The sequence below is a fragment of the Dysosmobacter sp. Sow4_B12 genome (assembly GCF_052116665.1).
In the GTDB taxonomy this organism is placed as follows: Bacteria; Bacillota; Clostridia; order Oscillospirales; family Oscillospiraceae; genus Oscillibacter.
Genome location: NZ_JBQKKR010000003.1, coordinates 76414 through 99746 on the forward strand (window position 1 = coordinate 76414; position 23333 = coordinate 99746).

Below are 23333 nucleotides of genomic sequence, written 5' to 3' on the forward strand. Positions count from 1 at the left end.
GCTTCTTTTTTGTATCCTCACAGCAAGGCGGTGACAGTTTCGTAGACCCAGATGAGGGCCGGCAGGGTGACGATGCTGCACAGCATGGTGAACACGCCGATGAGGCTGGCGTGGTCCGCCTCCTTGTCGTACAGCTGGGCGATCTGGGTGATGACCACACCGGTGGGGGCGCCGGCTCCCAGCAGGGTGATCATGACGATCTGCTGGGCACCGGGCAGCAGGGTGTTCAGCCGCAGCAGCAGGAAGATGGCCAGCATGATGAGGGGATAGACGATGAGGCGGTTCAGCGCCACCACAAGCACCCGGGACATCTTCTTCAAATCCAGGTGGGCAATGGTGGCGAAGGAGATGCCGATGGACAGCATGCTGGTGGAGCCCAGGGCGTTGCCCGCACTCTGCACCGCCTGGCCCAGCACGCCGGGGAAGCGGATGCGGGCGCAGAACAGGACGAAGCCCACCGCCATGGCGATGATGTTGACGTTGCCCAAGGCCCTTTTCCAGTCGATCTGGCGTTCCTCGCAGATGAGGCTTTTGCCGTGGGTCCACACGAACACCTGCAAGGCGCCCATGTAGGCGCAGGTATAGAACAGCCACTCCTGGCCCATGGTGAAGGCGATAAGGGGCATGAGCAGATTGCCGCTGTTGGAGTAGATCATGGAGGCCCGCTCCACGGGACTCATGTGCAGGGCCTTGTCTCCCAGCAGCCAGGTGATGAAAATAAGTACCACGTGGGAAAGCGCCGCGCCGAAAATGGCCAGCAGAAGGCCCAGCAGCCGCTCCCGGGTGAAGTCCACCTGGAAGGCGTAGATGATGGCGCAGGGACGGATGACGCCCACGATGACCTGGGACAAGCCCTTGCCGGCACTGGCGGGCATCAGCTTCACCTTCACGGCGGTGAAGCCCAGCAGCAGCATCAAAAACATTTTGGTGATCTGCTGGAGAAACAGAAGATTCATTTCAGACATGAGCGGCCTCCAAACACACTGGTTTCAAATTTTTATAAACACAGAGAACGGTAAAACAGCGTTTCGCCAGCTTCACCGGCTGTACAGCTCCACGAGCTCTGGCTCCAGCCCGTACATCTCCTGGCAGATGCGGCAGGTGGTCCGGGTGAAGGAGGCCTCATCCCGGCGGCACAGGGCGTCGATGAGGGAGTTGTGGCAGGCGATGCGCCGGGCTGTGCTGTCCTCCAAAGAGACGTATTGCAGCTGGATGAGGTGGATGCGGAGATAGACCTCCCGCTGGTAGCGCAGCAAGAGCTCGTTTTTGCCGATCTCAGTGATGCGCAGATGAAAATTCCGGTCGGCGGTGATACGCCCGTACAGGTCGCCGGCCCTGGAGGCGGCTTCGCAGGCGTCCGCCAGCTGCCGCAGCTGGGAAAATTCGGCATCGCTGCCGTGGCAGATGGCCAGGCGGCCGGAGAGAATGTCCTGGGACATCCGCACGGCTCCCAGCGTCTTTGCCATCTCCGGCGTGAAATAGGTGACCTGGGCGTAGCGCTTGGGGTAAATGGTCACGAGGCCGTCGCCGCTGAGCTTACGGAGGGCTTCCCGCACCGGCGTGCGGCTGGTTTGAAGCATACCGGCCAGCTCGTCTTCTGAGATCTTTTGGCCGGGCTTGAGAACGTGGTGCATGATGAGCTCCTTGATGCGCCGGCAGACCTGCTCGCTTTTGGGCAGATGCGCCGTGTTTTCAGACCGCTCCAGAATGGGAGGACCGGGAACAGACGCAGAGAGTTCCTTTCTGGGTTCCATGTGTTCACTCCTTTCCGCCGTAAGGCAAAGCGCAAATTGTATACAATTTTTTCAAACATGATAGTAGCACAATTGAAATAAAATGTCCAGGAAAAACGAAAATTTTTTAAAATTATGTGAATTACACAGATAATTTCCTACAAAAGTAAATTGTATACAATAAAATCACAGACGCCGAAAGGGCAGTCCGGCGGTTCTGCTTTATACATTCTGATATGCATATTGCTGTATGCAGGAGGTCTGCGTTCCTGCCGGAGGAGCAGCATCGTCCGCTGGTGGGAAAAAACAGGTCGCTTTTTAGCCGGAATCTGGCAGAATGTGAAAAAGCTCCCAAGAAAGCCGGCAAATGTTGTGCAACATGACACTTGAATAAATATTCATTATAAGCGTATAATTACACCATCATCAAACAACACATACGGAGGTACCCGTCATGAAAGCTAAGAAAGAAATCAAGAAGATCGTCCTCGCCTATTCCGGCGGTTTGGATACGTCCATCATCATCCCCTGGCTGAAGGAGAATTACAACGACCCCGAGATCATCGCCGTGGCCGGCGATGTGGGCCAGAACGATGAGCTGGACGGCCTGGAGGAAAAGGCCATCAAGACCGGCGCCAGCAAGCTGTACATCGCCGACCTCACCGACGAGATGGTGGATGAGGTCATCATCCCCTCCATGAAGATGGGCGCCAGCTACGAGCAGTACCTGCTGGGCACCGCTTTCGCCCGGCCCGTCATCGCCAAAAAGCTGGTGGAGATCGCCAAGGCCGAGGGCGCCGACGCCATCGCCCACGGCTGCACCGGCAAGGGCAACGACCAGGTCCGCTTCGAGCTGGCCATCAAGCGCTTCGCTCCCGACATGACCATCATCGCCCCCTGGCGGGAGTGGTCCATCAAAGGCCGGGACGAGGAGATCGACTACGCCGAGGCCCACAACGTGCCTTTGAAGATCTCCCGGGAGACCAACTACTCCAAGGATAAGAACCTGTGGCACCTGAGCCACGAGGGCCTGGACCTGGAGGACCCCGCCAACGAGCCCCAGTATGAAAAGCCCGGCTTCCTGGAGATGGGCGTCAGCCCCATCACCGCTCCCGACGCGCCCACCTATGTGACCATCGACTTTGAAAAGGGCGTGCCCGTGGCCGTGGACGGCGAGAAGATGAAGGCCAGCGACATCATCCGCAAGCTGAACAAGCTGGGCGGCGAAAACGGCATCGGCCTTTTGGACATCGTGGAAAACCGGCTGGTGGGCATGAAGGACCGGGGCGTGTACGAGACTCCCGGCGGCACCATTCTCTACAAGGCCCACCAGTGCCTGGAGATGATCACCATCGACAAGGACACCGCCCACATGAAGAGCAAGCTGGCCGTGGACTTCGCCGACCTGGTGTATAACGGCAAGTGGTTCACCCCCCTGCGGGAGGCTCTCAGCGCCTTCGCCGACAAGACCCAGGAGCATGTCACCGGCAGCGTGAAGCTGAAGCTGTACAAGGGCAATATGATCACCGCCTCCATCACCTCTCCCTGCAGCCTGTATTCCGAGGAGCTGGTGACCTTCAATGAGAGCAGCTACGACCAGACCAACGCCACCGGCTTCATCAACCTCTGGGGCCTGCCCGACACGGTGCTGGCGCTGCGGGAGCAGGGCAAGCTGTAAGCCCACACCCTCTATTTGAAAAGAAAACGCGGCTGCGGGACGGAGAAGACCTCTTCGCCCCGCGTCTGCGGTGGATGGCAGTCCCATCCGGAGCGCAGGCCGGGAAGGAAGGAGATCCCATGAAACCAAAGGTATATATCGACGGCAAGGAAGGCACCACCGGCCTTCAGATCTATGACCGCTTGACAAAGCGGGCGGACATCGACCTGCTGCTCATCGACGAGGACAAGCGAAAGGACCCCCAGGAACGGAAAAAGCTCATGGACGCGGCGGACATTGTGTTTTTGTGTCTGCCGGACGCGGCGGCGGTGGAAGCGGTGGAGCTGGTGGAAAGCCCTTCCACCCGCATCATCGACGCCTCCACCGCCCACCGGGTGGCTCCGGGCTGGGTGTACGGCTTCCCGGAATTGGGCCCGGACCAGAAAGAGGCCATCCGCCATGCCGGCCGCGTAGCCAACCCAGGCTGCCACGCCACAGGTTTCATCAGCGTGGTGTATCCCCTGGCAGCTATGGGCCTCCTTCCCAAAGACGCCTGCTTGTCCGCTTTCTCTCTCACCGGTTATTCCGGCGGCGGCAAGAAGATGATTGCCCAGTATGAGGCGGCGGACAAAGGCACCGAGCTGTTTGCCCCCTGCCCCTACGGCATGGGCCAGGGCCACAAGCACCTGCCGGAGATGCAGAAGATCTGTGGGCTGACCCACCGGCCCGTCTTTACTCCCATTGTAGATGACTACTACAAGGGAATGGCCACCACCGTGCCTTTCCATATGAGCCAGATGCAGGGTGTCTCTTCCTTGGAGGAGATTCGGCAAAGGCTGGCGGACTACTACGGCGGTCAGACCATGGTCCGGGTGGCGGACGCCACAGACACCGCCAAGCTGTACGCCAACGCCCAGGCGGGGAAGGACACCCTGGTGCTGTATGCGGCGGGCAATGACGAGCAGTTTACCATAACGGCGCTGTTTGACAATCTGGGCAAGGGCGCCTCCGGCGCGGCAGTGCAGAATATGAACCTAATGCTGGGGTTCGACGAGACCACCGGCTTGAACCTATGACTGGCGTCAGCGCCGGAGGCGCCCCGCGGGCGTGAAGAAATGTCAGCCGGCCTCGCCGCTGAAGCGGCAACCGGTCGGGATGACAAAACGGCGCTGCCGCCCAAAACATGAATCTGATGCTGGGGTTTGACGAGGCCACCGGCTTGAACCTGTGAAAACGAGGTAACGACTATGCTGAACTTTATTGAAGGCGGCGTCTGCGCCGCTCAGGGCTTCCGGGCCGCGGGCATCCACGTGGGCGTCAAGACCCACGCCGCCTGGAAGAAGGATGTGGCCCTTATCGTGTCCGATGTGGACTGCGCCGCGGCGGCGGTATTCACGAAAAACGTGGTGAAGGCCGCTCCCATCCACGTGGACAAGGCCCACCTGGCCGACGGAAAGGCCCGGGCCATCATCGCCAACAGCGGCAACGCCAACGCCTGCGCCCCCTACGGGGAGGAAAACGCGGAGAAAATGTGCGCGGCGGCTGCCAAGGCCATCGGCTGCAAGGCGGAGGATGTGCTGGTGTCCTCCACCGGCGTCATCGGCCAGACCATCAACATTCAAGCCATTGAGGAAGGCGTTCCGGCGCTGTACGCGGCTTTGGAGCGGTCTAACGAGGCCAGCGACGCCGCCGCCCACGCCATCATGACCACCGACACCGTGAAAAAGGAAGTGGCCGTGGAGACCACGGTGGGCGGCAAGACCGTCCGCATGGGCGGCATCGCCAAGGGCTCCGGCATGATCCATCCCAATATGGGCACCATGCTGTGCTTCCTGACCACCGACTGTGCGATCTCTTCCGAGATGATCAAGACTGCCCTGCTGGAGACCGTGGGCGTCACCTTCAACCGCATCAGCGTGGACGGCGACACCTCCACCAACGACACCTGCTGCGTCCTGGCCAACGGCCTGGCGGGCAACGAGACCATCACCGCCAAGGGCCCCGATTACGAGGCCTTCCTGGCCGCCCTCCGGGCCCTGTGCACCGCTCTGGCCAAGAAGATGGCCTCCGACGGCGAGGGCGCCAAGCACCTCATCACCTGCACGGTCTCCGGCGCCGCCGACGAGGCCACCGCCGAGACCGTCTCCAAGTCCGTCATCTCATCCACCCTCACCAAGGCCGCCATTTTCGGCGCCGACGCCAACTGGGGCCGGGTCCTGTGCGCCATGGGGTATTCCGGCGCTGCCTTTGACCCGGAGAAGGTGGATGTGCACTTTGCCTCCGCCGCCGGCGACATTGCCGTGTGCCGGCAAGGCAGGGGACTGGATTTTGACGAGGACCTGGCCAAGAAGATTCTGACAGAGCATGATGTGGAGATCCGCATCGCCATGGGCGAGGGGGATGCCGAGTGCACCTGCTGGGGCTGTGATATTACGTACGATTATATCAAGATCAACGGAGACTACCGGACTTGAGCGTATGCGGCCCCCTCTTTGGAAACTCCCCCACGGAGCGGCAGCGGGAAGAGAAGCGGAACGCTTTGACAAGCACCCTGGAATGAGATGCCGCGTCACAGCTTGCGGCATAAGCGTGGGTGGATAGGCGCGCTGCAGCGCACCTGGATAAGACGGGGCAAGATTGCGAAAAGCTGGCTGACAGCCGTCCGCATCCCCAAACTTGCCCGGACGGGCAAGCTTGGACGAAAAGCGATTTCTCTTTGGACCGTGCACGGCCCGTTTCTCTTTTCAAGAAAAAGAGAAATGGGGGGTGCAGCCCCGCGTATTAGGGGGCGACTCAACAAAAAAGGAGCGATCCCAATGGCATCTCATGCCCAGCAGGCCAAAACGCTGGTGGAGGCCCTGCCCTATATCCAAAAATTCACCGGAAAGACCATCGTGGTGAAATACGGCGGCAATGCCATGATCTCCGAGGAGCTGCGCAAGGCCGTCATGAGCGACATCATCCTGCTGAGCCTGGTGGGCATCCGGGTGGTGGTGGTCCACGGCGGCGGCCCGGAGATCAGCGACATGCTGAAAAGGATCGGCCATGAATCCAAATTCGTGGACGGCCTGCGCTACACCGACGAGACCACCATGGACATCGTCCAATCCGTCCTGTGCGGCAAGGTGAACAAAAACCTGGTGGCCCAGCTCAACCGCCTGGGAGGCCAGGCCATTGGCCTTTGCGGCATGGACGGCCAGCTGTTCCAGGCGGAGTGCCTGGACGAAAAGTACGGCTTGGTGGGCAAGATCACCGGCGTGAACCCGGAGCCGGTGGAAAACGCCCTTCTGACCGGCTACATTCCCGTGGTGTCCACCGTGGCCCAGGGCATGGACGCCGACACCGCCTATAACATCAACGCTGACACCGCCGCCGCCAAGCTGGCGGAGGCCCTGCACGCGGAAAAGCTCATTTTGCTGACGGATGTCCGGGGCCTTCTGCGGGACCCCCACGACGAGGAGACCCTCATCCACGTGCTCCACACCTACGAGGTGCCGGAGCTGGTGGCCCAGGGGGTCATCTCCGGCGGCATGATCCCCAAGATGCAGTGCTGCGTGGACGCCATCGCCGGCGGCGTGGAGCGGGTCCACATTCTGGACGGCCGCATCCCCCACTCTATTTTGATCGAGCTTTTGTCAGACGAAGGCATCGGCACCATGCTGAAAAGAGAGGACTGAATCCATATGACTTCCCAGGAGATCAAGGCCCTGACGGGCCAGTACGTTATGAATACCTACGGTCGCTTCCCCGTGGCCATTGACCACGGCGAGGGCGCCCGGCTGTATGACCCCGAGGGCAACGAGTATATCGACTTTACCAGCGGCATCGGCGTCACGGATCTGGGCTACGGCTACCAGCCCTGGGTGGACGCCGTGGCGGCCCAGGCCAAGAAGCTCAGCCACGTATCCAACCTGTTTTACACGGAGCCGGCGGCCCTTCTGGCCCAGACGCTGTGCCGGCGCACCGGGGAGAGCTGCGTATTCTTCGCCAACGGCGGCGGCGAGGCCAACGAGGGCATGATCAAGCTGGCGAGAAAGTACAGCTTTGATAAATACGGCAAGGGGCGTGCCACCATCATCACTTTGAATAACTCCTTCCACGGCCGCACCATCACCACCCTGATGGCCACCGGCCAGGAGGTGTTCCACAACTATTTCTTCCCCTTCACCGAGGGCTTCCGCTATGCTGACGCCAACGACCTAGCCTCCCTGGAAGCCGCCGCCGGCGATGACGTGTGCGCCGTCATGGTGGAGCTGGTCCAGGGCGAGGGCGGCGTGTTGCCCCTGGACAAGGCGTACGTCCAGGCCGTCGCACAGCTGTGCGCGGAGCGGGACTGGCTGCTGCTGGCGGACGAGGTCCAGACCGGCGTGGGCCGTACCGGCTCCCTGTTCGCCTTCCAGCAGTACGGCGTGCTGCCGGACGTGGTGTCCTTTGCCAAGGGCATCGCCGGCGGACTGCCTATGAGCGGCATCATGGCCAGTGAGAAGTGCCGCGGCGTCCTGGGGCCCGGCACCCATGCCACGACGTTTGGCGCCAACCCCGTCTGCGCCGCCGCGGGCCTGGTGGTCCAGGAGACGCTGACGGATGAATTCCTGGAGGAGGTCAAGGCCAAGGGCGCTTACCTGCGTGAGCAGATCGAGGCCTTGGACCTGCCCTGCTTCGGCAAGACCCGGGGCATGGGCCTCATGATCGGCATTGAGGTGAAGGAGGGCTATAACAAGGGCGACATCGCCGCCAAGCTCATTGAAAACGGTCTGCTGGTCCTCACCGCCGGTCCCGGTATGCGCCTGCTGCCGCCCCTGGTCATCACGAAGGAGGAGATGGACAAGGGCCTGGCCATCATGAAGAAGGCCCTTGCATAAATCCGCGAATGCGGTAAGATAGAGCTATTACTTCCGAAAAGAGAAAGAGGTCGCATATGGAAAACCACACCCACTTTTTAAAGCTCCTGGATTTCACTCCCGCTGAGATCCAGCAGTTCCTGGACACCGCCGCCGACCTGAAGGCCAAGAAAAAGGCGGGCATTCCCCACCAGTACCTCGCGGGCAAGAACGTGGCCCTCATTTTTGAAAAGACGTCCACCCGTACCCGCTGCGCCTTCGAGGTAGCCGCCCAGGACCTGGGCATGGGCTCCACTTACCTGGGCCCCACCGGCAGCCAGACCGGCGTGAAGGAGTCCATCGCCGACACCGCCCGGGTGCTGGGCAGGATGTTTGACGGCATCGAGTACCGGGGCTTCGGCCAGGAGCTGGTGGAGGAGCTGGCGAAATACGCCGGCGTCCCCGTGTTCAACGGCTTGACCAACGAGTTCCACCCCACCCAGATCCTGGCGGACTTTCTGACCATCCGGGAGCACTTCGGGAAACTGAAGGGCGTCAAGCTGGTGTACCTGGGCGACGCCCGGTACAACATGGGCAACAGCCTCATGGTGGGCTGCGCCAAGATGGGCATGCATTTCGTGGCCTGCGCGCCCAAGGCCTACATGCCCGCCCAGGACCTCATTGACACCTGCCAGGCCATCGCCGCCGAGACCGGCGCCGTGCTGGAGTTCATCGAGGACCCCATGGCCGCCACCAAGGGCGCCGACGTGCTGTATACCGACGTGTGGGTGTCCATGGGCGAGCCGGTGGAGGTTTGGGCGGAGCGCATCGAGGCTCTGGGTCCCTATCAGGTGACGAAGGCCCTCATGGACAACGCCGGCCCCCAGTGCCGCTTCATGCACTGTCTGCCTGCCTACCATGACCACAAGACCAAGGTGGGCAAGGAGATGGGCGAGAAGTTCGGCCGTGACGCCATGGAGGTCACTGACGAGGTGTTCGAGAGCGAACAGTCCATCGTCTTTGACGAGGCGGAAAACCGGATGCACACCATCAAGGCCGTTATGTACGAACTGATGAAGTGATAAAAAATCCCCGTGAACACAGGTTCACGGGGATTTTTTCTGCGGCCGGAGAGCCGCGGGGCGGGGGAGGGCCGCTCAAGGTCCGCTGCCTGTTTCTTCTGGCGCCTATGGCGGCAGAAAGAGCGGAAGCAGGCATCAACGGCGGCCGCGGCAAAAGGACTATACAAAACGAACAAAAACAGCCGAAATAAATTTACAAAAGAAACGCAACTTGACAGCGGAGGTCCGGATACATACAATAATACCGTCAACTTTTGGAAGTGAAAGAGGTTATGTCTATGGAACGTTCCGCCGGTATCCTGCTGCCGATTTTTTCTCTGCCGGGGCCTTACGGCATTGGCACCCTGGGCGCGGAGGCCCGGGCTTTCGCGGATTTCCTCCACGCCGCCGGCCAGCGCTGGTGGCAGATTCTGCCGGTGGGTCCCACCGGCGGGGGGGATTCCCCCTACACCAGCGTGTCCACCTTCGCGGGCAATCCGCTGTTTATTGACTTGGACGCCTTGGGCGCCCAGGGCCTGCTGACGCCCGATGAGCTGCGCGCCGCCCGGCTGCCGGAGACAGGCCGGGTGGACTATGACGCCCTGCGCCGGAGCCGGGAGACCTTGCTGCGCAAAGCCTTTTCCCGGCTGGGAGGCGCCCGCGCCCAGACGGTGCGGGACTTTACGGCGCGTAATCCCTGGGTGAAAGAATACGCGCTGTATCGGGCGCTGAAGCGCCATTTTGGGGATACCGCCTGGTTTGACTGGCCGGACGAGGCCCTGCGCCGCCACGAGAGCGCGGCCCTGGAGCACTGGCGGGTGGAGCTGGCGGAGGATGTGGCCTTCCACGCCTGGATGCAGCAGGTCTTTTTCGCCCAGTGGGCGGAGCTGAAGGCCTACGTCAACGGCCTGGGCATCCGCATCATCGGAGACCTGCCCATTTACGTGTCCCTGGACAGCGCCGACGTGTGGAGCGAGCGGAAGGAGTTTTTGCTGGACAGCGAAGGCAGGCCCAGCAAGGTGGCGGGCGTGCCGCCGGATTACTTCTCCGAGGACGGCCAGTTGTGGGGAAATCCCCTGTACGACTGGGTGTCACAGAAGGCCGACGGCTTTGGCTGGTGGATCCGCCGGGTGGAGGGCGCCGGCAAGCTGTTTGACGCCATCCGCTTGGACCACTTCCGGGGCCTGGAGAGCTACTGGGCCGTGCCGGCGGAGTCTGAGACCGCCAAAAACGGCCAGTGGGAAAAGGGACCGGGCATGGACCTTCTGGGGGTCTTGACCTCCTGGTTCCCCCAGCTGAGCTTCATCGCCGAGGATCTCGGCATCTTGACGGACGCCGTCCACGACCTGCGCAACGCCTCCGGCCTGCCGGGTATGAAGGTACTGGAATTTGCCTTCGACCGGCCGGACAACGCCTATCTGCCCCACAATTATGCCTCCCACTGTATCTGCTATACCGGGACCCACGACAACGACACCGTTCTGGGCTGGTACACCCATGCCGCGAAGGCGGAGCGGGATTACGCGGAAAGCTATCTGGGCGCTTCCGGCGAAGAGCCGGTCCGCCGGGCCCTGCTGCGGCTGGGGCAGGGAAGCGTGGCGGAGCTGTTTGTGGCCCAGATGCAGGATTACCTGGGCCTTGGCAGCGAGAGCCGCATCAATGTGCCCGGCGTGGCGGAGGGCAACTGGCGCTGGCGCATGGAGAGCGGCTGTGACACTGCCGCCCTGGCGGCGGAGATCAAGACCCTGACCCACACCTACGGCCGCTGCTGACCATTGACGGACAGGGCGGGGCGTGGTATCATACATTTGTCCGCGGGAAGAAGCTTCTGACCGCCGACCGTCATACATTCTGTCGTTCTGCCGGTGAGGATGTGTCCCAGCCGAAAGATGCGGAGAGCCAGACGCGGCGTGACCGTGCCTGCGGATGCTGCATATGCCTCATCCCCTCTGCCGGACGGCGGAGGGGATGATTTTTTGCGGAAAGGGGAGAAAAACTATGGAGACCCGGGTGGCGGTCCTGGCTATCATCGTCCGGGAGGGCACCTCCGTGGCGGCACTGAACGAGCTGCTGCACCAATACGGAAAGCATATCATCGGCCGTATGGGCGTACCCTACCACCAGCGGGACGTCAACGTCATCAGCGTGGCCATGGACGCGCCGGCGGATGTGATCTCCGCCCTGTCGGGAAAGATCGGCCGGCTGCCGGGCATCACCGCCAAGACGGTGTACGCGCCGGAGGATGCCCTGAAAAACTGAATCAATTTGGGAAAAGAGGAAACGCAACATGAATCTGCTGAAAAAAACCATCTGCGCCGCCCTGGCGCTGACACTGGCGCTGAGTCTGGCCGCCTGCGGCAAGAAGGCGGAGGAGGCCCCCGCCCAGGAAGTCCCTGCCCAGGAGGCTCCTTCTGAAGAGCCCGTTACCACCCGCATTGCCGCCCTAAAGGGTCCCACCGCCATGGGCATGGTGAAGCTGATGCACGATGACCCCCAGTCCGGGGAAGGTCCCATGTATGCATTCACCCTGGCCGGCGCCGCCGACGAGGTGACGCCCTCCCTCATCAAAGGTGATCTGGATATGGCCTGCGTCCCCGCAAACCTGGCCTCTGTGCTGTACAACAAAACGGAGGGGGAGATCATTACCCTGGCCGTCAATACCCTGGGCGTTCTCTATATCGTAGAGAACGGCAACGCCGTAAGCTCCATGGCGGACCTGGCGGGTAAGACCATCGTGGCCGCTGGCAAGGGCAGCACCCCGGAATACGCCCTGCGCTACCTCCTCACGGAAAACGGCATTGACCCGGATACCGACGTGACCATTGACTGGAAGAGCGAGCACGCCGAATGCGTGGCGGCCCTGGCCTCCGGCAGCGCCACCATCGCCCTGCTGCCCCAGCCCTTCGTCACCGTGGCCCAGACCAAGATCGAGAACCTGCGGGTGGCCCTGGATTTGACCGCTGAGTGGGACGCCCTGGACAACGGCTCTGGTCTCATCACCGGCGTCGTGGTGGCCCGGAAGGCCTTCGTGGAGGAGCATCCCGCCGCTGTGGATACCTTCCTCCGGAACTACGCCGAATCCGTGGATTGGGTGAACAGCAATACCGCCGACGCCGCGGCGCTCATCAGTGAGTTCGGCATCGTGGAAGCAGCCCCCATCGCGGAGAAGGCCCTGCCCCACTGCAACATCGTCTGCATCACCGGGGAGGAGATGGGCGCCAAGCTCTCCGGCTATCTCCAGGTGCTCTTTGACGCGGAGCCCACCTCCGTGGGCGGCAAGCTGCCGGGAGAGGATTTCTACTACGGCCAGAACGCCTAAGCTTTCAAACAAAGGAGCAGCCTGTGAAAAAGAACGCCGTTCAAAACTCCATACGGCCCTGGGCGGTGCTCTTCTGGCTGCTGGTGTGGCAGGGGGCCAGCATGGTGCTTGCCGCCCTGTGGCCACACGGACACCTGCTGCTGGCCTCCCCTATCTCCGCCGCGGTGCGGCTGGGGGAGCTGGCATGCACCTCCGCCTTCTGGCGGCCGGTGGGCGCTTCCGTTGCCCATATCTTCGGCGGCTTCCTGGTCGGCTGCGCCCTGGCGGTAGTGCTGGCGGCACTGTCCGCCAGGTGGCGCCTGGTCCGGGAGCTGCTGGCGCCGTTGGCGGCGATGGTGAAGGCCGTTCCGGTGGTGTCCTTCATCATCTTGGCGCTGGTGTGGCTGGACAGCGGCTCCCTGCCGCTGTTCATTTCCGCCCTCATGGTGTTCCCGCCGGTGTATCTGAATGTCCTGGCGGGCATCGCGGCGGCGGACGGCAGGCTGCTGGAGATGGCGAAGGTGTTCCGCGTTCCGCTGGGGCGGCGGCTGACGGGCATCTACCTGCCGGCGGTGCTGCCCTATTTCCGCTCCGCCGTGTCCCTGGCCCTGGGCCTTTGCTGGAAGGCCGGCGCGGCGGCGGAGGTCATCGGCCTGCCCGCCAGCACCATCGGCGAGCGGCTGTACACCGCCAAGGTGTACTTTCAGACGCCGGACCTCTTCGCCTGGACGGCGGTCATCGTGGCGCTGTCAGTGCTGTTTGAGAAGCTGTTTTTGGCGCTGGTGGACACGCTGGCGGGAAAGGCGGGGGTGTGATGGAGATACATATTGAAAACCTCTGCAAGTCCTACGGAGGAAGTCCTGTCCTAAAAAACGTCAGCTTCACCGCCGGACCGGGCGTCACCTGCATCATGGCTCCCTCCGGCAGCGGAAAGACCACCCTGCTGCGCATCCTGCTGGGGCTGGAGCGTCCCGACAGCGGCACTGTGGGCCTGCCGGAGAAATGCCGCTGGAGCGCTGTGTTCCAGGAGGACCGTCTGCTGGAGGGCCTGGACGCCATGGGAAATCTGCGCTTTGTCCTGGGCTCCGCCCTGGACGAAGCCGCCGCTCTTGCGCTATTGGCGGAGCTGGGATTGGAGGATGCCGTGGGAAAGCCTGCCCGGGAGTTTTCCGGCGGTATGAAGCGCCGCCTGGCCCTGGCCAGGGCGCTGCTGGCGCCCTTTGACGTGCTGGCGCTGGACGAACCCTTCACCGGCCTGGACCGGGACAACCGGGAGCGGGCCTGGCGGTGCGTCCGGGAGCATGCGGCGGGGAAGCCGGTGCTGCTGGTGAGCCATGAGCTGCCGCCGGAGGGGGCATATGACCTGGTCCGGCTGTGATTTTTTCTCCGGGACTGGAAATCGGGAAAAAACTGTGGTACAATAAACCGATTTTATGGCTTATATCGGAGGAGAGAGCATGATCAAAATTACCACCGACAGCACCTGTGACCTGCCGGCGTGGGTGCTGGAGCAGCACCATATTTCCGTGACGCCCCTGGGCGTGGTGAAGGGCGGCAGGCTTTACCAGGACGGCATCGACATCCGCACGGCGGATATCAAGGCCCACGTGGACGCCGGCGGAGACATCACCACCACCAACGCCGTCAACGTGGCGGACTACGAGGCGCTGTTCCGCTTCGCCATGGAGCAGTACGACGCTGTCATCCACTTTAACATCGGCTCCGGCTTTTCCTGCTGCTGCCAGAACGCCAAGCTGGCGGCGGAGGAGGTGCCGGAGGTCTATGTGGTGGATACCGCAAACCTCACCGTGGGCCACGGCCTCATCGTCCTGGCTGCCGCCGAGGCGGCGGAGGCCGGCAAGTCCGTCAGCGAGATCCTGAACATGGCGGAGGACATGGTCTCCCGCATCGAGACCAGCTTTGTCCTGGACCGGCTGGATTACATGAAAAAGGGCGGACGCTGCTCCGCCGTCACGGCGCTGGGTGCCAACCTTTTAAAGCTCCACCCCTGCCTGGAGGTCATCGACGGCAAGCTGTCCGTTGTCAAAAAGTACCGGGGCTCCATCGAGAAGGTGGTGGCGGACTACGTCCGGGAACGGCTGCAAAACGCCGGGGATGTGGATACCAGCCGGATGTGGATGGTGGACACCTGCGAGGATGACCACCTGGCCTCCATCGCCCGGGACATCCTGCGGGCAGACGGCCGCTTCGGTGAGATTTTGGAGGCCAAGGCAGGCTGCACCATCTTCTGCCACTGCGGTCCCGGCACACTGGGCCTTGTATTCCTGCGGAAATAAAAAAAAGACTGACCGGAAACGGTCAGTCTTTTTTCGTAAGGATTCCTTACTTCGCGGCGATGGCTTCGACCTCGCACAGGACGCCCTTGGGCAGGTCCTTCACGGCCACGCAGGAACGGGCGGGCTTGGAGGTGAAGTACTTGGCATAGACCTCGTTGAAAGCGACGAAGTCAGCGATGTCAGCCAGGAAGCAGGTGGTCTTCACTACGTTCTCCATGCCGACGCCGGCAGCCTCCATGATGGCGGCCACGTTCTTGCAGCTCTGCTCGGTCTGAGCGGCGATGCCCTCGGGGATCTCGCCGGTGGCGGGATTGACGGGGATCTGGCCGGAGGCGAACACAAAGTCGCCCACAGCCCAAGCCTGGGAATAGGGGCCGATGGCACCGGGAGCGTTGGTGGTGGCAATAACTTTCTTGTCCATTGGAAGAATCCTCCTCAAATCAAATTTGATAATCCTTATCATAGCACAGGCGGACAAAAAGTCAATGATCGTCGCTTGAGAAATGTACAAAAACGTGGTATCATCTGAAGTGATAATTGGAAAAATAAGTACTGCGATCTTGTGGAAAGGAACTTGAAGTTGAAGGATTTTCAGCAAAAATTGATGGAAAACGGATATTTCCGACAGGAGGAATTTACATTTGCGGACTGTGACCGGAACAAACGGGCACGGGTGGCGTCCCTGCTCAGCAAGGCGGCGGCCTTCGCCGGATACGACTATGACGCCCGGGGCTTGACCTATGAAAAGCTCTACGGCATGCGGGAGGTGTTCCTCCTGTCCCGCATCGCTTTGCGCATCCACGACTGCCCCCGTTACCGGGAGGTCATGGACATCACCACCTGGGAAAACGGCGCCAAGGGCGCCCACATGCAGCGTGTCTATGAGATGCGGGACCGGGAGGGCCGGCTGCGGGTGTCCATCAAGAGCGACTGGATATTGGTGGACCCCGAGACACGGCGCATCCTGCGGCCCGGTTCCTTCACCGCCCGGAAGATCGGGGAAGGCGGCAGGGAGGTGGACTGTCCGGACCCCCGGAAGATCACGCTGCCCCGGGAGGGGTTGGAGGACCTGGGAACACGGAAGGTGGTCTGGTCCGATCTGGACGGCAACGGCCACCTGTACAGCGGCAAATACGGCGACATTGTCTGGGACTATCTGCCGCCGGACCTGCAGGAGCGGGCTCCACGGGAATTTTTCATCAATTACAGCAAGGAGGCCACCCTGGGCCAGGAGCTGCGGCTGGAGGGCTTCCGGGAGGAGGATACTTACCGGATGGAGGGCCTGGGCCCCGAGGGCACCTGCTTTTCCGCCATGTGTGTCTTTTAAAGAAAAAGGAAGGACTGCTTTGCAGTCCTTCCTTTTTTGATGGGGAAAGATCAATAGCCGAAGAGCATGGAGCGGTTGATGTCCGCCAGGGAGTGGGCGCCGCACATGGCCATGGTGTCGGCCAGCTCGGCCTTCAGCTTCTCCACATACACCTTCACGCCCTCGGCGCCGCCGCCGTAGACCATGTTCACGAAGGGGCGGGCAATGAGCACCGCGTCGGCGCCCAGGGCCAGGGCCTTGAACACGTCCATGCCCGTGCGGATACCGCCGTCCACCAGAACGGTCATCTTGTCGCCCACGGCGTCCACGATGGCGGGCAGCACCTCGGCGGTGGCGGGGCACTGGTCCAGCACACGGCCGCCGTGGTTGGAGACCACGATGGCGCTGGCGCCGGCCTCCAGAGCCTTCTTGGCACCGGCCACAGTCATGATGCCTTTGAAAATGAAGGGCTTTTCCGCCCACTCCACGATCTGGCGGAGCTCCTCCACGGTCTTGCTGCCGGCGGGTGGGGTCATGTTTTTCAAGAAGGGCAGGCCCGCGGCGTCGATATCCATGGCGATGGCGAAGGGATCGGCGGCTTTCACCAGGTCCAGCTTTTCCTTCACGGTCTCCATGTTCCAGGGCTTGATGGTGGGGACACCGCAGCCGTGGGTCAAGGTGATGGCCTTGGCGGTGCCTTCCATAACGGCGGGGTCCGTTCCGTCGCCGGTGAAGGCGGCGATGCCGGCCTCGGCGCAGGCGGGGACCAGAATGGCGTTGTACTGCAGGTCGTCATACTTGTCGCCGTAGTGCTTGGTGACGGCGCCCACGGGGGCGGCGAACACGGGGATGCTCACCTTCTGGCCGAACAGCTCGAAGGAGGTGTCCACATCCTTGTTCTCGCAGATGGTGTCCATGTTGACACACAGCTCCTGCCATTTCTGGTAGTTGCGGATGAAGCCGGTGCCGATGCCCTTGGCGCCGGGACCGGGCACGGTATTTTTGCAGGCAAGGCCGTTGCAGGTGGGGCAGGACTTGCAGTAGGGGCCCATGCAGGTGCGGGCGTTTGCCAGAACTTCCTGATACGTCATATGTAGTTCCCTCCGAAATTTGAAATATCCCGTGTGGATGGTTCACAGCATCCTTATTTTACAGCGGCCGGGGGGAAAAGGCAACCGCTGGTAAAAAAGTTTGCACTTTTTTTGATTTCGGAGGAACTTTTCCAAAAAAACGCCCGTCTGAAAAGACGAATGGCCGCTGAAGAAAGACGACGGCGCGAAGGAGGCGTTTTGGATGAGAAGAAGGAAGTGGGCGTGGCTGCTGGCCCTGGTCATGCTCCTGGGACTTTTAAGCGGCTGCGGCAGCAGCAAGACGGAGGCCGCCTCGCCGGCGGAGGAACCCGTGGCCATGGCCATGGACAGCGCAGCCGTGGAGGAAATGGGCTACGGCGGTGCGGCGGACAGGGGCACGGCCTCCGGCACCGCCAACGGCGCCAAGCGGATCTACACCGCCAACCTGGAGCTGGAGACCACGGCGTTCGACGCGGCGGCGGAGGGCATCACAGCGCTGACGGAGCGCTGCGGCGGCTGGTACGAGTCCAGCAGCCTCTCCAGCCGGGGCAGCGGCTACCGATACGCCGATTACACCGTCCGGGTGCCGGCGGAGCAGTACCGGGCCTTTTTGTCAGAGGCCGGAGAGCTGTGCCACCTGCTGTACAAGGACGAGTATGTGGAGGATGTCAGCGAGGTCTACTACGACACCGCCGGGCGCTTGAAGACCCAGCAGGTGAAGCTGGAGCGGCTCCAGGCCCTGCTGGAAAAGGCGGAGGACATGGAGGACATCATCACCATCGAGTCCGCCATCTCGGAAACGGAGCAGCAGATCGACGACCTGTCCGGTACCCTGCAGCACTATGACGCCAAGGTGGACTACGCCACGGTGTACGTCAACCTGCGGGAGGTGGGGCGCCTTTCCAACGTGGAGGAGCCCGCCACAGGCTTCGGCGCCCAGCTGGCGGCGGCCTTTTCCTCCGGGTGGAAGCACTTTGTCTCCGGCGTCCAGGACCTGGTCATCGGTCTGGCCTACGGCTGGATGTGGGTGCTGGCGGCGGTGGTCCTGGTGGCTTTGGCAGTGCGGAAGCTGAAAAAGAAAAAGCCTGCTCTGCCCAAGCTGCACAAGAAAGAGGACCAGCAGGAATAAACAGCAAACCGGCCCCTCACGGGGCCGGTTTTTCACAGCTTGCGGAAGATGTGGACGCGGAAGGAGACGCGGGTGGTGAGGGTATCCAGCGCCGCCAGTCGCTCTGCCCCCGCTTTTGGGGTTTTCCAGTAGTAGGGGGTCATCTGGAACAGGGCGTGGATGTCCGCCTGGCTTGCCAGGGTAATGGTATCCTCCACCGGGACGATGGCATCATAGGCAAAGCCCTGGTAGGGGGTCTCCTTTTCCTCATTGGGGTAGGGGCGGTCATAGAGCACCTGCTTCAGCTCCCACAGGTGGTCCGCCGCCGGCACCACGTAGAAAAAGAAGCCGCCGGGCTTCAGCACCCGGTAAAACTCCTCCAGTGCCAGAGGGGAAAAGCAGTCCAGCAGCAATTCCGCGTAGCCGTCCGCCACCGGCAGGCGGTAAGAGGAGGCCACGGCGAACTCAATGGCTTTTTCCCGCTTGGCGGCGGAGCGGAGGATAAACTTGGAGATGTCGATGCCTGCCGCCTGGGGCTGCTTTCCAGCCGCCAACAGGCTGCGGTAAATGCCGCTGGTGTAATAGCCCTCTCCGCAGCCGGCGTCCAGCAGCACCGGAGCCGGACCGGAACGGGCCAAAATTTCATTACAAAGCGTATTTAGGAGCGGCCTGTAATACCCTTTGGATAAGAATTCCCGCCGGGCGGCGGCCATGCCCTTGTCGTCTCCGGGGGCGGCGGAGTGCTTTTGATTGGGAGGCAGCAGATGGGTGTAGCCCTCTCTGGCGATGTCGTAGCTGTGGCCGTTGACGCAGCGGTAGACCCGTTCCTCCCGCGTCAAGGGCCCACCGCAGATGGGGCAGCGGAACAGGCTCATAGGTCCTCGCCCCCTCGGGTAACGCTGTTGATCCATTTCCGGCTCCGCAGGCGGACGATGCCCCAGGGCATCTTGCAGAAGTTCTCGGATTGGATGGCGAAGCACACCACCGCCACCGGGGCGTCCAGCACCAGGGCTGTCAGATAGGACAGCACTACCGCCATGCCCCACTGGCAGGTCAGGTCGATGACGGAGGCCATCCGGGCGTCTCCTCCGGCCCGCAAAAGGCCGGTGATGTTGGTGATGTCAAAGGCCTTGGCGGGCATCATCAACGCCAGAATGGCGCACATGATGGCGGCGATCTGGCGGGAGAGGCCCTCCAGGTGGAACAGGGGGAAAACGAAGGGAATGAACACCGTGGGCAGCAGTGCCGCCAGGCACAGCGCCACCGCCAGTCCCACCAGCAGCGACACCTCCAATAGGCAGCAGCCCAGGGAGTAGACCTCCTCCTTGGAGGCGCCCTCGCCGATGCGCTTGCCCACGATGACGGAGGTGGCGCCGGCCACGCCGAAGCAGGCCACGGTGGAGAATTTTTCGATGTTGCCCATGATGGCGTGGGCGGCCAGGATCTCCGCGCTGATGGCCATGTGGCCCATGATGGAGGTGAGGACGGACACGCCCAGGCCCCACAGGCTCTCGTTGAGGAGCACGGGGGAGGCATACTTTAAAAAGTCCCGGGTGATAACGGCACCGGGCCGCAGCAGGAGCTTTGGCTGCAGAGGTACCCGCCGGTCCCGCAGGGCGTAGACCGACACGATGCCAAACTCCGCCATCCGGGACAGCAGCGTCGCCGTGGCGGCGCCGGTGACCCCCAGGGCGGGGGCGCCCAGCTTGCCGAAGATGAGGACGTAGTTCAAAAATGTGTTCAGCAGCATAGAGGTGGCGAATACCAGCATGCCCATCAGGGAATTTTCCGTGCTGCGCTGCATGCCGATATAGACGGAGCTGGCGGCGTTGAACACGTAGCTGACACCCACGATGCGCACATAGGGGGCACCCAGCTCCACCAGCAGGGCGTTGTCAGTGACCAGGGTCATGACGCCCCGGGGGAACAGCAGCAGCGTCAGCGCCACCAGGGAGGAGATGGCCAGGCCGAAGTATAGCGCCACGCCGGTGCAGCGGTTGATGGCGCCCTGGTCGCCCTTGCCCCAGTACTGGCTCACCAGGATGGACTGGCCGCTGAGAAGGCCGAAGATGATGACCTGGACCAGGAAGATGGGGGTGTTGGCGGCGGTGACGGCGGAGAGCTCGTTGCTGCCCAGAAGTCCCACCATGAAGGTGTCCACAAAGCCCAGGGAGGTGGTGATGAGATTTTGCAGGATCAGAGGGAACGCCAGCTTACAAAGATTCTGGTAAAAGCCGGCGCCCCGCCGCAGGTGGCGAAACATAAGATAACCTCTCGTTGATAGAATTACAGCATAGGCATCCGGGCGCCGTGATGCTCCCGTAAAATTTCAATCATTTTTGCCGCGGCGTGTACGTGGCAAAAATACTTTGACTTAAGCGCCTTGGGCGCATTCACCAGTGACCGATGTCACTGGTGGTAGGGGAGGTCGAGGGGGAGCCTGCTCCCCCTCGAAAATTCACAGCATGGGCATCCGGGCGTCGTGATGCTCCCGCAGGGCCCGGACGCATGCGTCGATGTCCGCCCGGGTGGTCTCCGGCCCGAAGCTTAGACGGATGACGCCGCCGGCCACCCGTTTGGGAAGCTTCAAGGCGGCCACGACGTGGCTGGGCTTGCCCTGGTGGCAGGCGGAGCCGGCGGAGATGCAGATGCCCCGGCTGCCCAGGTCGTTGACGATGTTCTGGCTGGGCCAGCCCACGAGGGACAGAGCCAGGATGTGGGGGGCCGTGCCGTCGGAGATGAGGCGGCAGTCGGGAATGGCGGTGAGCTGCTCGGCGGCGTAGGCTTTGATGTCCGCCATATGGGTGAGCTTGTCCGCGAGGTTTTCCGTCCGCAGCTCCACGGCCTTGGCAAAGCCCGCGAGCTGGGCCGTGGCCTCCGTGCCGGAACGGAGGGCGGATTCCTGGCCGCCGCCGGCCAGCAGGGGACGGGGATTGCGCACCCGCGGGCCGATGTACAGCGCGCCCACGCCCTTGGGGCCGCCGATCTTGTGGCCGGAGATGGTGATGAAGTCGGCGCCTGAGGATTTGGCGGTGAAGGGCACCTTTAAAAAGCCCTGGACGGCGTCGGTGTGCAGCAGCGTCTTGGGGTTTTTTGCCGCCAGACCCCGGGCAATGTCCGCAATGGGATAGACATTGCCCAGCTCGTTGTTCACCATCATCACGGATACCAGCGCCGTGTCCGGCCGGACGGCGTCAAGCACCTGCTCCGCCGTCAGATCGCCCTTGCCGTCGGGGGCAAGATACGTCACCTCATAGCCTTGCTTTTCCATCCACCTGCAGGCTTCCAGAACGGCGCTGTGCTCCACGGCGGTGGTGACGATGTGGCGGCCCAGATGGCGGTTTTGCCAGCAGGCGGCCTGGATGGCCCAGTTGTCGCCCTCGGTGCCGCAGGAGGTGAAAAACAGCCGCCTGGCGTTGCAGCCCAAAGCGTCCGCCACGGTCCCGCGCCAGGCCTCCACCTGCTTTTTCATATCCAGCCCCATGGGATACTGGGAGCTGGGGTTGCCGAAGCGCTCCGTCAAAACGGCGTACATGGCGTCCGCCACCTCCCGGGGCACCGGCGTGGTGGCGGCGTGGTCCAGATAAATCATCGGAGAAACTCCCTTCATTAGGTCTTGCTCATTGGGAAAATTAAAAGTATAATGATAGCCAACCTATTATATAGAGATTTCGAAGAAAGTGCAAGGAGATTCCATGAGAGTTGCCATTTACACCCTCGGGTGCAAAATGAATCAATACGAGACCCAGGCCATGGAGCAGCTGCTGCGGCAGAAGGGCCACCAGGTGGTGGATTTTTCTGAAGAAGCGGATGCCTATGTGGTCAACACCTGCTCCGTCACCGCCGTCAGCGACCAGAAGTCCCGGAAGGTCCTTCACCGGGTCCGCCGGGAACGGCCCGGCGCCGTGCTGGCGGTGTGCGGCTGCTACCCCCAGACCCATGTGGAGGATGTGCGGAAGCTGGATGTGGACCTCATCGCCGGCACCGGTGACCGGGCGGGCTTTGTGGACCTTTTGGAGCAGGCGGTGGAGGAGCGGAGGCCTCTGGAATTTGTGGACCGCTCCTTTGACCGGCGGCAGTTCGAGGTGCTGCCTGCCGGCGGCATGGAAAACCGCACCCGGGCCATGCTGAAGGTGGAGGACGGCTGCGTGAACTTCTGCTCCTACTGCATCATCCCCTACGCCCGGGGTCCCGTGCGCTCGGCGCCGCTGGAGACGGCGGCGGCCCAGGCGGCCCAGCTGAAGGCGGAGGGCTACCGGGAGATCGTCATCACCGGCATCGAGATCTCCTCCTGGGGCCGGGACTTGAAGAACGGCCAGAGCCTCATCGACCTCATGGAGGCCATCTCCCAGGCGGCTCCCGGTGTCCGGGTCCGGCTGGGGAGCCTGGAGCCCCGCACGGTGACGGAGGAGTTCTGCCGCCGGGCGGCGGCGCTGCCGGACCTTTGCCCTCAGTTTCACCTGTCCATGCAAAGCGGCTGTGACGCCACCCTCAAGCGCATGAACCGCAAATACGGCACGGAGCGGTATCTGGAGTCCGTGACGCTTTTGAACCGTTTCTTTGACCGGCCCGCCGTCACTACGGACATGATCGTGGGCTTCCCGGAGGAGACGGAGGAGGAGTTTGCCCAGACACTGGACTTCATCCGCCGCTGCGGCTTCGCCCAGATGCACATTTTCCCCTACTCCATCCGTCCCGGCACCCCGGCGGCGGCGCTGGAGCAGGTGCCCAAGGCCGTGAAGGAGGACCGGGCCCGCCGGGCCGCCAACCTGGCGGCGGACATGCACCGGATGTATCTGGAGGGCTGCGTGGGGCGGACCTATCCCGTGCTGTTCGAGCAGTCCCGGAACGGCAAGTTCTCCGGCCACGCCCCCAACTACATGGAGGTGCTGGCGGAGGGGACGGACCTGCACAACCAGGTAAAAAACGTCCGCATCACCGGCACAGACGGCCAGGTGTTGTTTGGACAGTTGGAGGCATGAG

22 protein-coding genes are annotated in these 23333 nt (G+C 62.3%); 15 read left to right on the top strand and 7 right to left on the bottom strand.

Annotated elements, in window-relative coordinates; genetic code table 11:
- Nucleotides 1-17 precede the first annotated feature (17 nt).
- Both ACTQ4R_RS05445 and ACTQ4R_RS05450 read right to left on the bottom strand, forming a co-directional pair.
- Nucleotides 18-965: an AEC family transporter gene (locus tag ACTQ4R_RS05445; protein WP_441626588.1), complete on the bottom strand. Its 948-nt coding sequence runs from the start codon at nucleotides 963-965 to the stop codon at nucleotides 18-20.
- 72 nt (nucleotides 966-1037) lie between these two features.
- A complete protein-coding gene (locus ACTQ4R_RS05450) occupies nucleotides 1038-1754 on the bottom strand; it encodes a GntR family transcriptional regulator (RefSeq protein ID WP_441626590.1) in 717 nt (238 codons plus the stop codon).
- Nucleotides 1755-2187: 433 nt separating this feature from the next.
- Here ACTQ4R_RS05450 and ACTQ4R_RS05455 point away from each other — a divergent pair, with 433 nt between their 5' ends.
- The 12 genes from ACTQ4R_RS05455 (at nucleotide 2188) to ACTQ4R_RS05510 (ending at nucleotide 14866) form a co-directional block, all read left to right on the top strand.
- A complete protein-coding gene (locus ACTQ4R_RS05455) occupies nucleotides 2188-3411 on the top strand; it encodes an argininosuccinate synthase (RefSeq protein WP_441626592.1) in 1224 nt (407 codons plus the stop codon).
- Nucleotides 3412-3530: 119 nt separating this feature from the next.
- Nucleotides 3531-4466, top strand: coding sequence for an N-acetyl-gamma-glutamyl-phosphate reductase (argC, locus tag ACTQ4R_RS05460; protein WP_441626594.1), 936 nt, complete (start codon nucleotides 3531-3533; stop codon nucleotides 4464-4466).
- Between the two features lie 171 nt (nucleotides 4467-4637).
- The gene (gene argJ / locus ACTQ4R_RS05465) at nucleotides 4638-5864 is read left to right on the top strand and encodes a bifunctional glutamate N-acetyltransferase/amino-acid acetyltransferase ArgJ (RefSeq protein ID WP_441626596.1); all 1227 of its coding nucleotides are present in this window, start codon (nucleotides 4638-4640) and stop codon (nucleotides 5862-5864) included.
- Between the two features lie 342 nt (nucleotides 5865-6206).
- The gene (gene argB, locus ACTQ4R_RS05470; RefSeq protein WP_441626598.1) at nucleotides 6207-7067 is read left to right on the top strand and encodes an acetylglutamate kinase; all 861 of its coding nucleotides are present in this window, start codon (nucleotides 6207-6209) and stop codon (nucleotides 7065-7067) included.
- 6 nt (nucleotides 7068-7073) lie between these two features.
- Entirely contained in the window at nucleotides 7074-8252 is a 1179-nt protein-coding gene (locus tag ACTQ4R_RS05475) for an aspartate aminotransferase family protein (RefSeq protein ID WP_441626600.1), read from the top strand.
- A 56-nt stretch (nucleotides 8253-8308) separates the two neighbouring features.
- On the top strand, nucleotides 8309-9292 hold the full coding sequence (argF, locus tag ACTQ4R_RS05480) for an ornithine carbamoyltransferase (RefSeq protein ID WP_441626602.1): 984 nt from the start codon (nucleotides 8309-8311) through the stop codon (nucleotides 9290-9292).
- 278 nt (nucleotides 9293-9570) lie between these two features.
- Entirely contained in the window at nucleotides 9571-11043 is a 1473-nt protein-coding gene (gene malQ, locus ACTQ4R_RS05485; protein ID WP_441626604.1) for a 4-alpha-glucanotransferase, read from the top strand.
- A 226-nt stretch (nucleotides 11044-11269) separates the two neighbouring features.
- Entirely contained in the window at nucleotides 11270-11530 is a 261-nt protein-coding gene (locus tag ACTQ4R_RS05490; RefSeq protein WP_441626606.1) for a TM1266 family iron-only hydrogenase system putative regulator, read from the top strand.
- A gap of 37 nt (nucleotides 11531-11567) precedes the next feature.
- Complete coding sequence (locus ACTQ4R_RS05495) at nucleotides 11568-12590, top strand: ABC transporter substrate-binding protein (protein WP_441626850.1); 1023 nt, start codon at nucleotides 11568-11570, stop codon at nucleotides 12588-12590.
- Nucleotides 12591-12691: 101 nt separating this feature from the next.
- Nucleotides 12692-13384, top strand: a complete 693-nt coding sequence (locus ACTQ4R_RS05500; protein ID WP_441626852.1) for an ABC transporter permease — start codon at nucleotides 12692-12694, stop codon at nucleotides 13382-13384.
- The gene (locus ACTQ4R_RS05505) at nucleotides 13384-13947 is read left to right on the top strand and encodes an ABC transporter ATP-binding protein (protein ID WP_441626608.1); all 564 of its coding nucleotides are present in this window, start codon (nucleotides 13384-13386) and stop codon (nucleotides 13945-13947) included. The genes ACTQ4R_RS05500 and ACTQ4R_RS05505 overlap by 1 nt, the downstream gene beginning before the upstream one ends.
- A 79-nt stretch (nucleotides 13948-14026) precedes the next feature.
- Nucleotides 14027-14866: a DegV family protein gene (locus ACTQ4R_RS05510; RefSeq protein ID WP_441626610.1), complete on the top strand. Its 840-nt coding sequence runs from the start codon at nucleotides 14027-14029 to the stop codon at nucleotides 14864-14866.
- Nucleotides 14867-14912: 46 nt separating this feature from the next.
- On the opposite strand, the gene ACTQ4R_RS05515 is transcribed toward ACTQ4R_RS05510, so the two are convergent.
- Complete coding sequence (locus ACTQ4R_RS05515; protein WP_441626612.1) at nucleotides 14913-15287, bottom strand: RidA family protein; 375 nt, start codon at nucleotides 15285-15287, stop codon at nucleotides 14913-14915.
- 183 nt (nucleotides 15288-15470) lie between these two features.
- On the opposite strand from ACTQ4R_RS05515, the gene ACTQ4R_RS05520 reads away from it, so the two are divergent.
- Nucleotides 15471-16193 (top strand): acyl-[acyl-carrier-protein] thioesterase, encoded by a 723-nt coding sequence (locus ACTQ4R_RS05520; protein WP_441626614.1) that lies wholly within the window; start codon nucleotides 15471-15473, stop codon nucleotides 16191-16193.
- Nucleotides 16194-16243: 50 nt separating this feature from the next.
- Here the strand turns inward: ACTQ4R_RS05520 and ACTQ4R_RS05525 are convergent, their stop codons facing one another.
- Nucleotides 16244-17263, bottom strand: coding sequence for an alpha-hydroxy-acid oxidizing protein (locus ACTQ4R_RS05525; RefSeq protein ID WP_441626616.1), 1020 nt, complete (start codon nucleotides 17261-17263; stop codon nucleotides 16244-16246).
- Nucleotides 17264-17465: 202 nt separating this feature from the next.
- On the opposite strand from ACTQ4R_RS05525, the gene ACTQ4R_RS05530 reads away from it, so the two are divergent.
- Nucleotides 17466-18371, top strand: a complete 906-nt coding sequence (locus tag ACTQ4R_RS05530) for a DUF4349 domain-containing protein (RefSeq protein ID WP_441626618.1) — start codon at nucleotides 17466-17468, stop codon at nucleotides 18369-18371.
- Nucleotides 18372-18403: 32 nt separating this feature from the next.
- Here the strand turns inward: ACTQ4R_RS05530 and ACTQ4R_RS05535 are convergent, their stop codons facing one another.
- The 3 genes from ACTQ4R_RS05535 to ACTQ4R_RS05545 all read right to left on the bottom strand — a co-directional run bounded on the left by ACTQ4R_RS05535 (nucleotide 18404) and on the right by ACTQ4R_RS05545 (nucleotide 21942).
- Nucleotides 18404-19225 carry a putative RNA methyltransferase gene (locus ACTQ4R_RS05535; RefSeq protein WP_441626620.1) on the bottom strand — a complete coding sequence of 274 codons (822 nt, stop codon included), beginning with the start codon at nucleotides 19223-19225 and terminating at the stop codon, nucleotides 18404-18406.
- Nucleotides 19222-20613 carry an MATE family efflux transporter gene (locus ACTQ4R_RS05540; protein WP_441626622.1) on the bottom strand — a complete coding sequence of 464 codons (1392 nt, stop codon included), beginning with the start codon at nucleotides 20611-20613 and terminating at the stop codon, nucleotides 19222-19224. Before ACTQ4R_RS05540 ends, ACTQ4R_RS05535 begins: the two co-directional genes overlap by 4 nt.
- Before the next feature lie 195 nt (nucleotides 20614-20808).
- Entirely contained in the window at nucleotides 20809-21942 is a 1134-nt protein-coding gene (locus ACTQ4R_RS05545; RefSeq protein WP_441626624.1) for a cysteine desulfurase family protein, read from the bottom strand.
- A gap of 103 nt (nucleotides 21943-22045) precedes the next feature.
- On the opposite strand from ACTQ4R_RS05545, the gene mtaB reads away from it, so the two are divergent.
- Nucleotides 22046-23332, top strand: coding sequence for a tRNA (N(6)-L-threonylcarbamoyladenosine(37)-C(2))-methylthiotransferase MtaB (gene mtaB / locus ACTQ4R_RS05550; protein ID WP_441626626.1), 1287 nt, complete (start codon nucleotides 22046-22048; stop codon nucleotides 23330-23332).
- Nucleotide 23333 lies beyond the last annotated feature (1 nt).

Excerpts from the sequence above, each read along its gene's own strand:
- ACTQ4R_RS05525 (WP_441626616.1), bottom strand. The coding sequence starts at position 17,263 with ATGACGTATCAGGAAGTTCTGGCAAACGCCCGCACCTGCATGGGCCCC.
- malQ (WP_441626604.1), top strand. The coding sequence starts at position 9,571 with ATGGAACGTTCCGCCGGTATCCTGCTGCCGATTTTTTCTCTGCCGGGG.
- mtaB (WP_441626626.1), top strand. The coding sequence starts at position 22,046 with ATGAGAGTTGCCATTTACACCCTCGGGTGCAAAATGAATCAATACGAG.
- argB (WP_441626598.1), top strand. The coding sequence starts at position 6,207 with ATGGCATCTCATGCCCAGCAGGCCAAAACGCTGGTGGAGGCCCTGCCC.
- ACTQ4R_RS05490 (WP_441626606.1), top strand. The coding sequence starts at position 11,270 with ATGGAGACCCGGGTGGCGGTCCTGGCTATCATCGTCCGGGAGGGCACC.
- ACTQ4R_RS05535 (WP_441626620.1), bottom strand. The coding sequence starts at position 19,225 with ATGAGCCTGTTCCGCTGCCCCATCTGCGGTGGGCCCTTGACGCGGGAG.
- argC (WP_441626594.1), top strand. The coding sequence starts at position 3,531 with ATGAAACCAAAGGTATATATCGACGGCAAGGAAGGCACCACCGGCCTT.
- ACTQ4R_RS05500 (WP_441626852.1), top strand. The coding sequence starts at position 12,692 with ATGGTGCTTGCCGCCCTGTGGCCACACGGACACCTGCTGCTGGCCTCC.
- ACTQ4R_RS05455 (WP_441626592.1), top strand. The coding sequence starts at position 2,188 with ATGAAAGCTAAGAAAGAAATCAAGAAGATCGTCCTCGCCTATTCCGGC.
- ACTQ4R_RS05515 (WP_441626612.1), bottom strand. The coding sequence starts at position 15,287 with ATGGACAAGAAAGTTATTGCCACCACCAACGCTCCCGGTGCCATCGGC.
- ACTQ4R_RS05505 (WP_441626608.1), top strand. The coding sequence starts at position 13,384 with ATGGAGATACATATTGAAAACCTCTGCAAGTCCTACGGAGGAAGTCCT.
- ACTQ4R_RS05540 (WP_441626622.1), bottom strand. The coding sequence starts at position 20,613 with ATGTTTCGCCACCTGCGGCGGGGCGCCGGCTTTTACCAGAATCTTTGT.
- argJ (WP_441626596.1), top strand. The coding sequence starts at position 4,638 with ATGCTGAACTTTATTGAAGGCGGCGTCTGCGCCGCTCAGGGCTTCCGG.
- ACTQ4R_RS05445 (WP_441626588.1), bottom strand. The coding sequence starts at position 965 with ATGTCTGAAATGAATCTTCTGTTTCTCCAGCAGATCACCAAAATGTTT.
- ACTQ4R_RS05510 (WP_441626610.1), top strand. The coding sequence starts at position 14,027 with ATGATCAAAATTACCACCGACAGCACCTGTGACCTGCCGGCGTGGGTG.
- ACTQ4R_RS05450 (WP_441626590.1), bottom strand. The coding sequence starts at position 1,754 with ATGGAACCCAGAAAGGAACTCTCTGCGTCTGTTCCCGGTCCTCCCATT.
- argF (WP_441626602.1), top strand. The coding sequence starts at position 8,309 with ATGGAAAACCACACCCACTTTTTAAAGCTCCTGGATTTCACTCCCGCT.
- ACTQ4R_RS05545 (WP_441626624.1), bottom strand. The coding sequence starts at position 21,942 with ATGATTTATCTGGACCACGCCGCCACCACGCCGGTGCCCCGGGAGGTG.
- ACTQ4R_RS05520 (WP_441626614.1), top strand. The coding sequence starts at position 15,471 with ATGGAAAACGGATATTTCCGACAGGAGGAATTTACATTTGCGGACTGT.
- ACTQ4R_RS05530 (WP_441626618.1), top strand. The coding sequence starts at position 17,466 with ATGAGAAGAAGGAAGTGGGCGTGGCTGCTGGCCCTGGTCATGCTCCTG.
- ACTQ4R_RS05475 (WP_441626600.1), top strand. The coding sequence starts at position 7,074 with ATGACTTCCCAGGAGATCAAGGCCCTGACGGGCCAGTACGTTATGAAT.